The sequence below is a fragment of the Flavobacterium aureirubrum genome (assembly GCF_038739835.1).
Classification (GTDB): Bacteria; Bacteroidota; Bacteroidia; order Flavobacteriales; family Flavobacteriaceae; genus Flavobacterium; species Flavobacterium aureirubrum.
The window spans coordinates 137,389-151,965 of record NZ_JBCGDO010000003.1 but is presented as its reverse complement, the minus strand read 5'-3'; the positions used below and the strand labels follow the sequence as shown (position 1 = coordinate 151,965).

The following is a 14,577-nucleotide window of genomic DNA, read 5'->3' as shown; positions in this document are numbered from 1 at the left end:
AGAATAAAAAACTGTTTTATTGGTTAGAATAAAGTTTTGAGAAATTCTCAAATGATTTTTTAACAGTTTTAAATTTTAAAAACAAATGATTAACTCAAAAAAAATTATCGTTGTACTGCCAGCTTATAATGCAAGTAAAACATTAATAGATACTTATAACGAAATCCCCTATGATATAGTAGATGATGTAATTCTAGTTGATGATAACAGTACGGACGAAACTATTACAATTGCAAATCAGATAGGAATTAAACATATCATAAAACATGAAAGTAATTTAGGTTATGGTGGAAACCAAAAAAGTTGTTATAATAAAGCGTTTGAATTGGGAGCAGATATTGTTATAATGCTACATCCCGATTATCAATATACTCCTAAATTAATCCATTCGATGAGCTATTTAATAGCAAATGATGTTTATCCGGTGGTAATAGGTTCCAGAATTTTGGGAAAAGGAGCTTTAAAAGGAGGGATGCCTTTATATAAATATTTTGCCAATAGATACTTAACTTTTTTTCAAAATATTTTAATGAACCAAAAACTTTCGGAATACCATACAGGGTACAGAGCTTATTCAAGAAAAGTGTTAACATCAATTGATTATAATAAGAATTCAAATGATTTTATTTTTGATAACCAGTTTTTAGCGCAGATATTCTATAAGGGTTTTGAAATTGCCGAAATAACATGCCCAACTAAATATTTTGACAATGCTTCTTCAATAAACTTTCCACGAAGTTTGAAATATGGAGTAGGAGTAATTAAAATATCTTTTCAATATTTCTTTAGTAAAAATAAAATTTATCAATCAGAACTTTTCAAGTAATGAATGTAAAATCTTCGAATACGGTTTACTTTATTATAGCTAATTTATTGGTTTTTTTAATAATAGTTGTTAATAAAAACAATGGCTTTTTTTGGGACACAATACAACTTGCTTCTGGGCATGGAAATTTTTACTATAATGATAATTTTTCGAAATTAATTTTACCCACAGAGCTTGACAGCGGTCATATTCCAGCTTTTGGAATGTACTTAGCTTTAATGTGGAAGATTTTTGGTAAATCAATACAAGTGAGTCATCTTTCTATGTTGCCTTTTGCTTTTGGAATTGTGTGGCAACTCAATATTTTATGTAGGCGATTTATTTCTGAAAAATACATAGGAATAGCTTTAATATTGATTCTTATTGATGCAAGTTTAATGAGCCAAACAACATTAGTTTCACCAGATGTACCATTAATTTTTTTCTTTTTATTGGCATTAAATTCAGTTTTTAATAACAGAAAAGCATTATTAGTGATAAGTATTTTTTGTCTATTTTTAACAAGCATGCGGGGCATGATGTTGTCAATTTGTATTTTGTTGCTTGATATTTATGTCAATTATAGTTTTAAAAAAAGTATAACAAAATGTTACATTCAATCATTATTAAAGAGATCGATACTTTATTTACCAGCATTATTGCTATTTATTGCTTTCAGCACTTATCATTATCAACAAACTGGTTGGATAGGCTATCATAAAAATTCTCCTTGGGCCGATTGTTTTGAGAGAGTTGATTGGAAGGGTTTTGTTAGAAATATTTTTTTTCTAGGTTGGCGTTTAATCGATTTTGGTAGAATTGGAGTTTGGATAGTTTTTGTTTTACTATTTTTTAAATATAAAAGTTTAATTTTTAAGGACAATAAGAAACATGTTTTGTATTTTTTATTTGCCGTTCTATTATTACTTTTACCGTTAAATATGCTTTGGGCAACAAATTTAATGGGTCATAGATATTTAATACCAATTTACCTCTCTTTTTCATTTTTGTCAGCCTCAATACTATTTTCAGATTATGTAAATAGACCATTTAGATGTATGTTGATTATAATATGGTTTGTTGTCTCTTTATCAGGTAATTTATGGATATACCCAGATAAAATTTCAAAGGGATGGGATTCAACTTTGGCACATTTGCCATATTATAATTTGAGACAAGCAGCAATAAATTATTTAGATACTAATAATGTTGATTTTAAAGATGTTGACACTTTTTTTCCAAATTATTATTCATTAGATGATATTGATTTTAATAATGACAAAAGATATTTCGACAATTATATAATAGAAAATAATAGTGAGTACATTATATATTCAAATATTTTTAATGTAGATGATAATGTTTATGATTACATGTTTAATAATTATGAGTCTATAAAAAGATTTGAAAAAAACGGGGTCTTTATATTAATTATGAAATTAAAATAGATTAGCACAATAAAATTCGTAAAAAAAAAGTAAATGGTTAAACTTATACTTTCATAATCTCTGCTTCTTTAGTTGTTAAATGTTCTTCTACTTTTTTAATAAAAGCATCGGTCAATTTTTGAACATCGTCTTCGGCTTTTTTACAAACATCTTCTGAAGCGCCTTCTTTTTCTAATTTTTTGATTTCGGTATTGGCATCTTTACGCGCATTTCTGATGCCTATTTTAGCATCTTCGGCCTCGGCTTTGGCTTGCTTTACTAAATCTCGTCTTCTTTCTTCGGTTAAAGCGGGCACATTGATAATGATATTTTCACCATTATTCATTGGGTTAAAGCCTAGATTAGCAATCATAATCGCTTTTTCAATCGTATGCAACATGCTTTTTTCATAGGGTTGAATAGTGATTGTTCTTGCATCGGGAACATTTACATTCGAAACTTGGGAAAGCGGTGTTTGAGAACCATAATAGTCAACAAAAACGCTGCCCAACATTTGTGGTGATGCTTTTCCGGCACGAATGTTTAAAAATTCTTTTTCTAAATGAGCAATCGAACCATTCATTGATTCTTCTGTACTGTCTAAAATAAAATCGATTTCTTCCATTTTTTATAAGATATTCAGATGTTGGATTATTAGATTGTTAGAAAGTATTTATTGTCTGAAAATCTGAAAATCCATTAATCTATAATTATATTTTAACTACTGTTCCAATATTTTCTCCGTTACAAATTTTTAATAAATTCCCTTTTTTATTCATATCAAAAACTACGATTGGTAATGCGTTTTCTTGACTTAAAGTAAAAGCCGTTGAGTCCATTACATTCAATCCTTTTTTGATAACATCATCAAAAGTAATACTTTCAAATTTCACTGCATTGGCATTTTTCTCAGGGTCAGAATCATAAATTCCATCCACACGTGTTCCTTTTAAAATAACATCAGCGTGAACTTCAACACCACGTAAAACAGCAGCGGTATCGGTGGTGAAATAAGGATTACCAGTTCCAGCACCAAAAATTACTATTCTTCCTTTTTCAAGATGGCGAACCGCTCTTCTCTTGATATAAGGTTCAGCAATGGCTTCAATTTTTAAAGCCGTTTGCAATCGGGTTAACATTCCTTTGTCTTCTAGCGCACCTTGTAATGCCATTCCGTTGATAACCGTGGCTAACATTCCCATGTAATCGCCTTGCACTCTGTCCATACCATTACTCGCGCCAGCAATTCCTCTAAAAATATTTCCACCACCTATAACGATAGCAATTTCAACACCTTTGTTGTGAATGGCTTTGATTTCATCGGCATATTCTGCTAATCGTTTTGGGTCAATTCCATATTGTCTTTCGCCCATCAAAGCTTCGCCACTTAGTTTTAGAAGAATTCTTTTGTATTTCATCTATTCTGAATTTATTTCGGAATCTCTTTTGTAAGATTCTATATTTTTATTAATTTATAGTTCAATAATGCTATCGCTTTCGCTCAAGTTAATTGCGCTATTTTTAGTGATGCAAATATAAACATATTATGTTTTTTTGGTTAACCTATAAAAAAGAATATTTGGTAACATTTATCACCATTTATAGTATTTTGGTTTTGTAGTTTTGTACCACTAAATTATATTTTATGCAATCGATTATTACAGAAAGTTTAGCTAAAAGCCACTCTTATGCACAGTATCGAATGATTATTTCCTCTTTATTGAAAGAGGGAAAGTCAACGGGAAATGAACAATCCGACGCGTTGACACATTATTCGGAGTTGAATGAAGTGAGAATGAGTCGCTTAGATAAAACCATGTCAGTAAGTGATGAAAATCGGAAAAAATTGCAAAACCTGAAAAAAGAATACGTTTGGTTAGTGATTTCCGAAGGTTGGTGTGGCGATGCGGCGCAAATTGTTCCAATCATTAATAAAATGGCTGACTCCCGAAACATCGGGACGGTGAAAATTGAATTAAGAATTGTTTTTCGTGATGAAAATGAGCCATTAATGAATATATTTTTAACCAATGGAACTAAATCTATTCCTAAATTGATTGTTTTAGATAAAAATACTTTGGAAGTTTTGGGGGATTTTGGACCGAGACCAACAGAGGCAAAGCAATTGATTTTAGATTATAAAGCAACTCATGGTGTTATTGATGAAAATGCCAAAACCGAATTACAAAAATGGTATTTGCACGATAAAGGATTGAGTACGCAACGTGAGATTTTGGAATTGATAAGTTAGACTTTTACTTTTCTAACTTGCTTGATTATTTTTGGAGAACGACTGCTGTGAAAAGCTCTTAACACCTCAATTCGCTGTGCTTTTATCCTATAAATAATTAAATAAGAGCCAAGAATGATATTTCTATAGATTTTAGTTTTTGTTTCTAAATGACGACATTCGGGATGGAGAAGGTATTGAGTTTCTAAAGAGACGACGCTATTTATTATTTCAAAGTAAAAAAAATCGGCAAGTTTTTCGCCAAATGTGATTTCGCCATATTCATAAATTGATGGAACATCAACCTCTTCAAATAATTTTGAACCAATTACTTTTTTCTTTTCAACCTCCATTCTTCCAAGCGTTTAATTGTATCTTCAATTGGGCTGAATTCTCCTTCTTCTGCCTGTTTTATTAAAGAAACAAACTCATCTTGCGACATTGGTTTGCCAGGAGTTGCCAAATTTTTAGTTTTTTTATTAGACGTTTTCATGAATAACGAATTTGAAAGAATAGTAAAAGTAAGAAATAAATAAATTCAAAAAGTAAATTATAACAAAGATTTCTCAAACGCTTCTGGAGTAATTCCGTTTTCAACGGAATAATTGCCAATTTTTGTTCGGCGCAAAGCAGATAAATAACCACCAGAATGTAACGCTTTTCCAAAGTCAAAAGCCAGTGAACGGATGTAAGTTCCTTTGCTACACTGCACTCTAAAATCTACTTCGGGCAAAGCAATTCGGGTAATTTCAAATTCGTAAATAGTGGTTTTTCGGGATGCAATTTCTACTTCTTCGCCAGCGCGCGCATGTTCGTACAAACGTTTCCCATCTTTTTTTATAGCAGAAAAAACAGGCGGTTTTTGGTCGATTTCGCCTAGAAATTGTTGTACAGTTTCGTGAATTAGTTCTGTTGTAATATGTTCAATTGGAAAAGTAGCATCAACTTCAGTTTCCATATCATAGCTTGGTGTAGTTGCGCCGAGTACAATGGTTCCAGTATATTCTTTGGCTTGCGCCTGAATTTCAGTAATTTTTTTAGTAAATTTTCCAGTGCAAATAATGAGTAAACCGGTTGCCAATGGATCTAAAGTGCCAGCATGACCAATTTTGAATTTCTTTGGTAAGTCAAACTTTCGTTTCAACACATACTTCAATTTGTTCACCGCTTGAAACGATGACCATTTTAAAGGCTTGTCTATCAAAAGGATTTGACCTTCAAGAAAATCTTCGGCAGTCATTAAATTACAGTTAATTTCATTACAAAGAAATGGATGATCAAAATGGCAACACCAGCAATTATTCTGTAATATCCAAACATTTTAAATCCATGTTTTGATAGGTAACCAATAAAAGATTTAATAGCTAACATGGCCACTATAAAGCCAACAACATTGCCAATAATTAATAAATTAACTTGCTCGTCAGACAAAACAAAACCAGCTTTGTAGTAGTCATAACATTTCTTAACTGTTGCACCAAGCATGGTAGGAACCGCCAAGAAGAAGGAAAATTCGGCAGCAGTTGTTCGCGATAATTTTTGCGACATACCACCAATTATACTCGCACCACTTCGCGAAACACCAGGAATCATCGCTAAACACTGGAACATTCCAATTTTGAAAGCCGTTGCATAACTGATTTCATTCACTACTTGGGTTTCTTCTTTCGGGGTAAACCAACCATCTACTTTTAGTAAAACAACACCACCAATAATTAATGTAATCGCCACGGTAATTGGATTTTCCAATAATCCGTCAATAAAATCACTTAGCAATAATCCTAAAACTACCGCTGGAATAAATCCAATTAAAAGTTTAAAGTAAAAATCAATCGTTTGAAAAAAGCGCTTGAAGTATAAAACCACAACCGATAAAATGGTGCCCAACTGAATTACAATCGTAAATAATTTAGTGAAATCATCTTGAGCAATGCCAAAAAAAGAACTTGCAATAATCATATGTCCTGTAGAAGAAACAGGCAAAAATTCCGTAATTCCTTCAATAATAGCCAGAATAATAGCTTGAATGTAATCCATATTTTAGATTGTTAGATTTTCGGATAGTCAGATTTAAGATAGATTTAGATAGTCATTCTGAGGTCTGAAAATCTGAAAATCCAATAATCTGAACCTATTTGCTCTTCTTAAAAATAGAATAAATTGTAATTCCAAAACCTATTAAAACAACAGTAGGTGCCAATCGTATTCTTCGGAAGTTAAAGACATCTTCGTTAAACACTTTTGGATCATCACTGCCACCGCCACTCATCAGGATAAATCCAAGTGCGATAACCGCAATCCCAATAAGTAGAATTTTATAGTTTATCTTTTCAAAAAGAAATTCAGGTTTTTGCTCGTTGTTTTTCATTTATGCTGAATTTAGTTCAGCATCTCTGCTGAATTTTATTATTAAAAATTAATACAAATCATCTGTCCGCAAGTTCAAAAATCGTTGTGTAGCAAAATAAGTGCTTAACCACGTGATTACAACACTCAAAACTAAAACACCCAAAAGCACTGCGCCAATCGCTAATTTATTTTCTAAAATGCCCAAGTTTGGAAAATTAGTTTCGATATAAATCAGTACGCCAATCAAAGCCAAAATAGCCAAACCAGCTCCAATCAAACCCAAAATAACACTTCGTTGAATAAAAGGTTTTCTAATAAACGATTTTGTAGCACCAACCATTTGCATTGTTTTAATAATAAATCGATTAGCAAAAATAGCCAATCGCAAAGAACTGTTAATCAGTAAAACCGAAACTAATGCAAACAAACCACTAATAATCAATATCCACATACTGATATTTCTAATGTTGTCGTTGACAAGCGTAACCAGCTGTTTGTCATATACAATATCTGCAATCATAGGATTTTTACTCAATCTATTCTTAATTTTCACAATTTCAGGGTTAGTAACAAAATCGGCTTTCAACTGAACATCAAACGAATTCTGCAACGGATTTACACCCAAAAACTGCATAAAATCTTCGCCAATAACCTTTTTATGTTCGTTTGCTGCCTTTTCTTTCGAAACATAGGCAAAAGATTTAGCAAATTTTGCCGTTTTCAACTCGCTAGCAAAAGCCTTTATCACGCTATCGTTGGCTTCATTTTTCAAGAAAACCGTCATTACAATTTCTTCCTTAAAATTATCCGATAATCGTTTAGAATTGATGACAAAAAGACCCAATATTCCTAATAAGAACAACACCAAAAAAATACTCAATACTACAGAAAAGTAGGAAGTAATTACTCTGCGTTTTTGAAACTTTTCATACGATGATGACATAGACACTAATTTAAGGTGTAAAAATAATAAAGAAAATCGTTTTTCCCCTTTATAACGCTCAAAGTTTTATCTTTATTATATAAAACGTAAATTTGCCCTTAAATTTTTTTAGAAGCAAATGGCTTGGGCAATGTAATGTACCATTTTCCCGCTGTTCGTTACAATCTTTTTTATTGTTTTACTACACTTAGCGTAAAAAGCCAGCTTCCGTCAAAACAATAAAAAAGGATTTCCACTACCATCGCGGCTAAAGAATAACGAATTGAATATAAATACGGATAATGAAATACCATCACGAAAAAATCGAAGCCAAATGGCAAAAATACTGGGCCGATAATCAAACGTTTGCCGCATCAAATAAAAGCGAAAAGCCAAAATATTATGTTTTAGACATGTTTCCTTATCCATCAGGTGCAGGATTACACGTTGGTCATCCGCTAGGTTATATCGCTTCCGATATTGTAGCGCGATACAAACGTCACAAAGGGTTCAATGTGTTGCATCCTCAAGGTTACGATTCGTTTGGTTTACCTGCTGAACAATATGCCATTCAAACTGGGCAACATCCTGAAAAAACGACACGTGAAAACATTGCGCGCTACCGTGAACAATTAGATAAAATCGGATTTTCATTTGATTGGAGTAGAGAAGTACGCACTTCCAATCCCGATTATTACAAACATACACAGTGGATTTTTATACAATTATTCAATTCTTGGTACAATAAAAAGACTGACAAAGCAGAAGATATTTCAACTTTAATTGATTTATTTTCAAAAGAAGGAAATAGTCCCGAAACTTCGGGATTAAATGCGGTTTGCGATGACAACATCGAATTGTTTTCTGCATCAGAATGGAATGCTTTTTCATCAGAAAAACAACAACAAATCCTATTACAATATCGTTTAACCTATTTAGCCGAAACCGAAGTAAATTGGTGTCCAGCTTTAGGAACCGTTTTAGCCAACGACGAAATCGTAAACGGCGTATCAGAACGTGGCGGACATCCTGTGATTCGTAAAAAAATGACACAATGGTCAATGCGAATTTCTGCTTATGCCGAAAGATTGTTACAAGGATTAAACGACATCGATTGGAGCGAAAGCATCAAGGAAAGTCAACGAAACTGGATTGGGAAAAGTATTGGTGCCGAGGTTCAATTCACAATTCACAATTCACAATTCACAATTTCCGTATTCACAACTCGACCTGATACTATTTTCGGAGTTACGTTCATGACTTTGGCGCCAGAGCACGAATTGGTTTCACAAATCACAACGCCTGAACAAAAAGCTGCGGTTGAAGCTTATGTTGAAGCAACAGCAAAACGTTCAGAAAGAGAAAGAATGGCCGATGTAAAAACCATTTCGGGAGTTTTCACTGGAGCATTTGCCGAACATCCATTTACCAAAGAACCCATTCCAGTTTGGATTGGCGATTACGTTTTGGCTGGTTACGGAACAGGCGCAGTGATGGCAGTTCCATGTGGCGACGAACGTGATTATGCTTTCGCGAATTTCTTCAAAGGTCATAACGGAATGCCCGAAATTAAAAATATTTTCAATCAAGATATTTCTGAAGCAGCTTATGGTGAAAAAGGCGGTTTCGAATTAGTAAATTCTGATTTCTTAAACGGATTGGATTACAAAAACGGAACGAAAAAAATCATCGAAGAATTAGAGAAAATTGGGCAAGGAAAAGGCAAAACCAATTACCGTTTGCGTGATGCTGTTTTTTCTCGTCAAAGATATTGGGGTGAACCATTTCCAGTATATTATGTGAACGGATTGCCACAAATGATTGATGCCAAACATTTACCAATCGTTTTGCCAGAAGTAGAAAAATACCTTCCAACCGAAGACGGACAACCGCCATTAGGAAACGCAACAACTTGGGCTTGGGATAGTGTTCAGTGTTCAGTGGTTAGTAATCAGTTAATAGATAACGTGAATATTTTTCCATTGGAATTGAATACAATGCCAGGTTGGGCAGGAAGTTCTTGGTATTGGATGCGTTATATGGATGCACACAACGAAAATGAATTTGCTTCAGCCGATGCCATCAACTATTGGGAAAACGTAGATTTATATATTGGCGGAAGCGAACACGCAACCGGACATTTATTATATTCTCGTTTTTGGAACAAATTTCTAAAAGATAGAGGTTACGCACCAACAGAAGAACCATTCAAGAAGTTGATTAATCAAGGAATGATTTTAGGAATGAGTGCTTTTGTTTATAGAGTTTTATGGAAGATAGAAGATAAAGACGGAAATAATGTAGAGAACTTGAAAGGTTTGCCAAACAGTTTTCCTCCGATATTTATCGGAAAAGGTATGTATGACAAAGTTTCAAAAGACAATTCAGGATTTATGTTTTTTATGCTTGATAAAGTTTTAAATAAATACCCTAATTCAAATGATATTATTGAATTAAGTAATGGTGGAAAATTAATTTCTTATTTTCAACAACTTCACGTTGATTTATCTGTAATAAACGATATCACAAACGAATTAGATATTGATGCATTCAAAAAGCATCCATTATATTCAGATTATAAAGATGCCGAATTCATTACTGAAAACGGAAAGTACATCGTTGGTCGCGAAGTAGAAAAAATGTCAAAATCGAAATACAATGTTGTCAATCCAGATGATATTTGTAATGATTATGGTGCCGATACATTGCGTTTGTATGAAATGTTTTTAGGTCCATTGGAGCAAGCAAAACCATGGAATACTGCCGGAATTACAGGAGTTTCTGGTTTCTTGAAAAAATTATGGCGTTTGTATTTTGATGATAACAGTTTGATTGTAACCAACGACGAACCAACAGCAGAAATGTACAAATCGTTACACAAAACCATTAAAAAAGTTACGGAAGATATCGAGAATTTCTCGTTCAATACTTCGGTTTCACAGTTTATGATTTGTGTGAATGAATTATCGCAACTAAAATGCAATCACAGAAAAATTTTAGAACCTTTGGCAATTGTAGTTTCGCCTTATGCACCGCATATAGCAGAGGAATTGTGGTCACAATTAGGGCATTCGGGTTCGATTTCAACTGTTGACTTTCCAATTTGCAACGAAAAGTATTTAGTAGAAAGCGAAAAAGAATACCCCGTTTCCTTCAACGGTAAAATGCGTTTTACTATCAAATTGCCTTTGGATTTAACCGTACCACAAATCCAGGAAATTGTTCTTGCAGACGAACGTACCATCAAACAATTGGATGGTAGAACGCCAAACAAGATTATTATCGTACCTGGAAAAGTAATTAATCTAGTAGGTTAATTCAAAAAAATATACTTTTTATACAACAACCCTATTTTTTTATAGGGTTGTTTTGTTTTTATATCAATTATTTTAACTTTTAACCCTAAAAATTTCATAGTTTGAAATAAAATGACAACTTTTGAGGAAATTTAAATCCTTGAAATATGAAAATAGGTGTCCCAAAAGAAATTAAGAACAATGAAAGTAGAGTAGGAATGACTCCTGCAGGTGTTTTTGAATTAACAAAAAACAACCACATAGTGTTTGTGCAATCCACCGCTGGTGACGGAAGCGGTTTTTTTGACGAAGACTATCGCAACGTTGGCGCCATCATCGTTAAGTCGATTGAAGAAGTGTATAGCTTGAGCGAAATGATTATCAAAGTAAAAGAACCCATAGCCGAAGAATATCCTCAAATTAAACCACACCATATATTATTTACTTATTTCCATTTTGCTTCAAGCGAAGAATTGACGGTAGCGATGCTAAAGAGCAAAGCCGTTTGCATCGCTTATGAAACGGTAGAAGATACCGATGGAAGTTTACCATTATTAACGCCAATGTCCGAGGTGGCTGGTCGAATGGCTATTCAGCAAGGTGCTAAATATTTAGAAAAACCTATCAAAGGTCGTGGCGTTTTGCTTGGTGGCGTTCCAGGCGTTCCTCCAGGTAGAGTTTTAGTACTTGGAGCAGGTGTTGTTGGCGTTCAAGCCGCAAAAATGGCAGCTGGTTTAGGTGCTCACGTAACAATTTTAGACACCAATATGAAACGTCTTCGCTATGTGAACGATGTGATGCCGTCGCATGTAGTAACCGAGTTTTCGAGTGAATACAATATAAGACAACACATTAAGGATCATGATTTGATTATTGGTGGCGTTTTGATAAAAGGTTCAAAAGCTCCAAAATTGATTACGAGAGAAATGCTAAAAGAAATGCGTCCAGGAACAGTAATCGTTGATGTAGCCGTTGACCAAGGCGGTTGTTTTGAAACTACTGTGCCAACTACCCATGAAAATCCTACCTATATAATTGATGATGTTATCCACTATTGTGTGGCAAATATGCCTGGCGCCGTACCTTATACTTCTACGATGGCATTGACTAATGTAACCTTGCCTTATGTACTTTTATTAGCTAATCTAGGCTGGGAAAATGCTTGTGAAAATGACAAATCATTGGCTAAAGGGCTTAACATTGTTCATGGTAAATGTGTTTACAAGGAAATCATTGATGCTTTTGATTGGAGTGAAAACCATTTAGTGGCCGAAATCTAAATAGTATGTCTTTGCCACTTCAGTTAAAACAACACTTTACAAAAAAAAGTTAAAGTGTACAAAATACTATAATCTTCTTTATATTTTTGAATAAATCTAAAAGCAAAACGATGAAAAAAGCATTTTTACTAGTAACAGTTTTACTTACCCTAGTTGCCTACTCGCAAGAGAAAGTAACTGACTCTATTAAGAAAAAAGAGTATAAATTTTCAAGCTACTTTGGAGTTAACGTTTCTATAAACGATGACACAAATTTGAATAAAAAGCTGAGTAACTCAAACTTGCCAGAGATGAATACTACCATTCCAGAATTTGTATTTGGATTTAATTATTTTGGAAAAAAATATTCAGGCGATGTAGAATTTGGATTTTTATATTCAAAATCAGATCGAGGTGTAAATAAAACAAAACAAATGGGCTTCAATACCCGAATTCGTGTGCACTACAACCTAATAAATAAGGAAAAATTTGCTTTCACGTCGGGGTTATCGGCAGCATATGTCGGAACTGAATATGATGTTTATAATAGAAATAACACTATTGATTTAAACGATTTAGAACCAAATAATAACAATGGACATGTTAATTTTGCCAATAACATGCTTTATGTTGGACCATCCGCTTCGTTGTATTTTTTCAGAAAATCACACTGGAAAATGAAATTAAACTTAGGCTATGAGTTTGCGTTAACTCGAGGACGATATAATTCAGAGTTTGGTAGCATTTTAAATAATATAGGTGAAGCAGGTAACAATCGTTTTGTTGTAGGTTTAGTATTTATGTAAATGACAAGTTGACATAAAAATCATTTGGTTTACTATTTGATTATCAATTTAAATAATTAAAAAATTTAAAAACATGTTAGGATACTATATTTTACTTGGAGGAATTGCTTTGGTGAGTTGGTTAGTTAGCTCAAAATTGAAAAGCAAGTTTGAAGAATATTCTCGAATAAGCCTTCGAAACGGCATGAGTGGTGCAGAAATTGCCTCACAAATGCTTCAAGACCACGGTATTTATGACGTTAAAGTTATTTCAACACCCGGACAATTAACTGATCATTACAATCCGATGGACAAAACAGTAAATCTTTCTGAAGCGGTTTATAATCAAAGAAATGCGGCTGCAGCCGCAGTTGCTGCTCATGAAGTTGGTCATGCTGTGCAACACGCTACAGCTTATGATATGTTGATGTTGCGCTCACGATTAGTTCCCATTGTTAATGTTTCTTCCATGCTATCGCAGTGGTTGATTTTTGGCGGATTAATTCTTGGTGCAGCAGCAGGACTGGGTTTTGGGTTTTACGTTGCTGTTATTGGTTTAATTTTAATGGCAATAGCCACCGCTTTTAGCTTCATTACGCTTCCGGTAGAATATGATGCAAGTAACCGTGCATTGGCATGGTTAAAAAATAAAAACATGGTATCGCAACAAGAATTCGCTGGCGCTGAAGATGCATTAAAATGGGCTGCACGAACGTATGTAGTAGCCGCAATTGGTGCTCTGGCTTCGTTGCTGTATTGGGCGATGCAAGTCTTTGGAAGTAGAGATTAAACTTGATAAAATCACTATAATAAACCCTGTCAGAGTTTTGAACTCTGACAGGGTTTATTTTTAAAGTTGTATTTGCCGTTCAATTTGTTGTTCCAGCGAAATATAGGTTTCCGTTCTAGAAACACCATCAATGGGTTGAATTTTTTTGTTGAGCAACTGCATCAAATGTTCGTTATCGCGACAGATAATTTTGATTAGAATACTCCAGTTTCCTGTAGTGTAATGGCATTCCAACACTTCTGGAATTTTCTTTAACTCACGAACCGCATCCGAATTACTAGAAGCTTTATCCAAATAAATCCCAATAAACGCCATGGTTTTATAGCCCAAAACCTTGTTGTCAACCATTAATTTTGAACTAGCAATTACGCCAGCATCTTCTAGTTTCCGCAATCGTTGATGAATTGCCGCACCCGATATTCCTATTTTATTGGCAATTTGTAATATAGGTTTTCGAGCATCTTCCATTAAATCGCGAAGAATTTCTTTATCGATACCGTCAATTTCTATTTGTAACTGATTTATTTTCATTGTCAATTAATTTGAAAGTAAAAATAAGAGTTTAGTTTTAAATAAGAATTAAAAAACAAGTATTGGTTATTATTTATTTTTAAACCATTAAGAAATTAAGTTTCATTAAGAAAGTTAATAAATATAAAAATGGAAAATCTTTTAGCCCTGATTGTAGTGGAAATCCTTGCCTTTTTAGGCAAG

16 protein-coding genes are annotated in these 14,577 nt (G+C 33.5%); 7 read left to right on the top strand and 9 right to left on the bottom strand.

The annotated features are described in order from the left end of the window. Window positions 1-85 precede the first annotated feature (85 nt). Together WFZ85_RS04080 and WFZ85_RS04075 are read left to right on the top strand one after the other, a co-directional pair. Window positions 86-826, top strand: coding sequence for a glycosyltransferase family 2 protein (locus WFZ85_RS04080; RefSeq protein WP_342695009.1), 741 nt, complete (start codon window positions 86-88; stop codon window positions 824-826). Next, complete coding sequence (locus tag WFZ85_RS04075) at window positions 826-2,253, top strand: hypothetical protein (protein ID WP_342695008.1); 1,428 nt, start codon at window positions 826-828, stop codon at window positions 2,251-2,253. Before WFZ85_RS04080 ends, WFZ85_RS04075 begins: the two co-directional genes overlap by 1 nt. Window positions 2,254-2,296: 43 nt before the next feature. Here the strand turns inward: WFZ85_RS04075 and frr are convergent, their stop codons facing one another. Then, window positions 2,297-2,857, bottom strand: a complete 561-nt coding sequence (gene frr, locus WFZ85_RS04070; protein ID WP_342695007.1) for a ribosome recycling factor — start codon at window positions 2,855-2,857, stop codon at window positions 2,297-2,299. A gap of 85 nt (window positions 2,858-2,942) precedes the next feature. Then, a complete protein-coding gene (gene pyrH, locus WFZ85_RS04065; RefSeq protein WP_342695006.1) occupies window positions 2,943-3,650 on the bottom strand; it encodes a UMP kinase in 708 nt (235 codons plus the stop codon). Between the two features lie 227 nt (window positions 3,651-3,877). Here pyrH and WFZ85_RS04060 point away from each other — a divergent pair, with 227 nt between their 5' ends. Continuing rightward, window positions 3,878-4,483, top strand: coding sequence for a thioredoxin family protein (locus WFZ85_RS04060; RefSeq protein WP_342695005.1), 606 nt, complete (start codon window positions 3,878-3,880; stop codon window positions 4,481-4,483). On the opposite strand, the gene WFZ85_RS04055 is transcribed toward WFZ85_RS04060, so the two are convergent. The 6 genes from WFZ85_RS04055 to WFZ85_RS04030 form a co-directional block, all read right to left on the bottom strand. After that, on the bottom strand, window positions 4,480-4,815 hold the full coding sequence (locus WFZ85_RS04055; protein WP_342695004.1) for a type II toxin-antitoxin system RelE/ParE family toxin: 336 nt from the start codon (window positions 4,813-4,815) through the stop codon (window positions 4,480-4,482). The genes WFZ85_RS04060 and WFZ85_RS04055 overlap by 4 nt on opposite strands. Continuing rightward, window positions 4,791-4,955: a hypothetical protein gene (locus tag WFZ85_RS04050; RefSeq protein ID WP_342695003.1), complete on the bottom strand. Its 165-nt coding sequence runs from the start codon at window positions 4,953-4,955 to the stop codon at window positions 4,791-4,793. Before WFZ85_RS04050 ends, WFZ85_RS04055 begins: the two co-directional genes overlap by 25 nt. Window positions 4,956-5,012: 57 nt before the next feature. After that, on the bottom strand, window positions 5,013-5,702 hold the full coding sequence (gene truB / locus WFZ85_RS04045) for a tRNA pseudouridine(55) synthase TruB (protein WP_342695002.1): 690 nt from the start codon (window positions 5,700-5,702) through the stop codon (window positions 5,013-5,015). Then, the gene (locus WFZ85_RS04040; RefSeq protein ID WP_342695001.1) at window positions 5,702-6,499 is read right to left on the bottom strand and encodes an undecaprenyl-diphosphate phosphatase; all 798 of its coding nucleotides are present in this window, start codon (window positions 6,497-6,499) and stop codon (window positions 5,702-5,704) included. The genes truB and WFZ85_RS04040 overlap by 1 nt, the downstream gene beginning before the upstream one ends. 94 nt (window positions 6,500-6,593) lie before the next feature. Next, entirely contained in the window at window positions 6,594-6,830 is a 237-nt protein-coding gene (locus WFZ85_RS04035) for a DUF3098 domain-containing protein (protein WP_342695000.1), read from the bottom strand. Window positions 6,831-6,878: 48 nt separating this feature from the next. Further along, window positions 6,879-7,754, bottom strand: a complete 876-nt coding sequence (locus tag WFZ85_RS04030) for a cell division protein FtsX (protein WP_342694999.1) — start codon at window positions 7,752-7,754, stop codon at window positions 6,879-6,881. Window positions 7,755-8,035: 281 nt separating this feature from the next. Between WFZ85_RS04030 and WFZ85_RS04025 the strand changes: the two genes are divergently transcribed. From WFZ85_RS04025 to WFZ85_RS04010, 4 genes are all read left to right on the top strand, one after another. Next, window positions 8,036-11,050: a class I tRNA ligase family protein gene (locus WFZ85_RS04025; protein WP_342694998.1), complete on the top strand. Its 3,015-nt coding sequence runs from the start codon at window positions 8,036-8,038 to the stop codon at window positions 11,048-11,050. 146 nt (window positions 11,051-11,196) lie between these two features. Then, window positions 11,197-12,309: an alanine dehydrogenase gene (gene ald / locus WFZ85_RS04020; protein ID WP_342694997.1), complete on the top strand. Its 1,113-nt coding sequence runs from the start codon at window positions 11,197-11,199 to the stop codon at window positions 12,307-12,309. A 110-nt stretch (window positions 12,310-12,419) separates the two neighbouring features. Next, window positions 12,420-13,094 carry a hypothetical protein gene (locus tag WFZ85_RS04015; RefSeq protein WP_342694996.1) on the top strand — a complete coding sequence of 225 codons (675 nt, stop codon included), beginning with the start codon at window positions 12,420-12,422 and terminating at the stop codon, window positions 13,092-13,094. A 73-nt stretch (window positions 13,095-13,167) separates the two neighbouring features. Next, on the top strand, window positions 13,168-13,863 hold the full coding sequence (locus WFZ85_RS04010) for a zinc metallopeptidase (protein WP_342694995.1): 696 nt from the start codon (window positions 13,168-13,170) through the stop codon (window positions 13,861-13,863). A gap of 60 nt (window positions 13,864-13,923) precedes the next feature. Here WFZ85_RS04010 and WFZ85_RS04005 read toward each other — a convergent pair whose 3' ends face one another. Continuing rightward, window positions 13,924-14,394 (bottom strand): Lrp/AsnC family transcriptional regulator, encoded by a 471-nt coding sequence (locus WFZ85_RS04005; protein ID WP_342694994.1) that lies wholly within the window; start codon window positions 14,392-14,394, stop codon window positions 13,924-13,926. Window positions 14,395-14,577 lie beyond the last annotated feature (183 nt).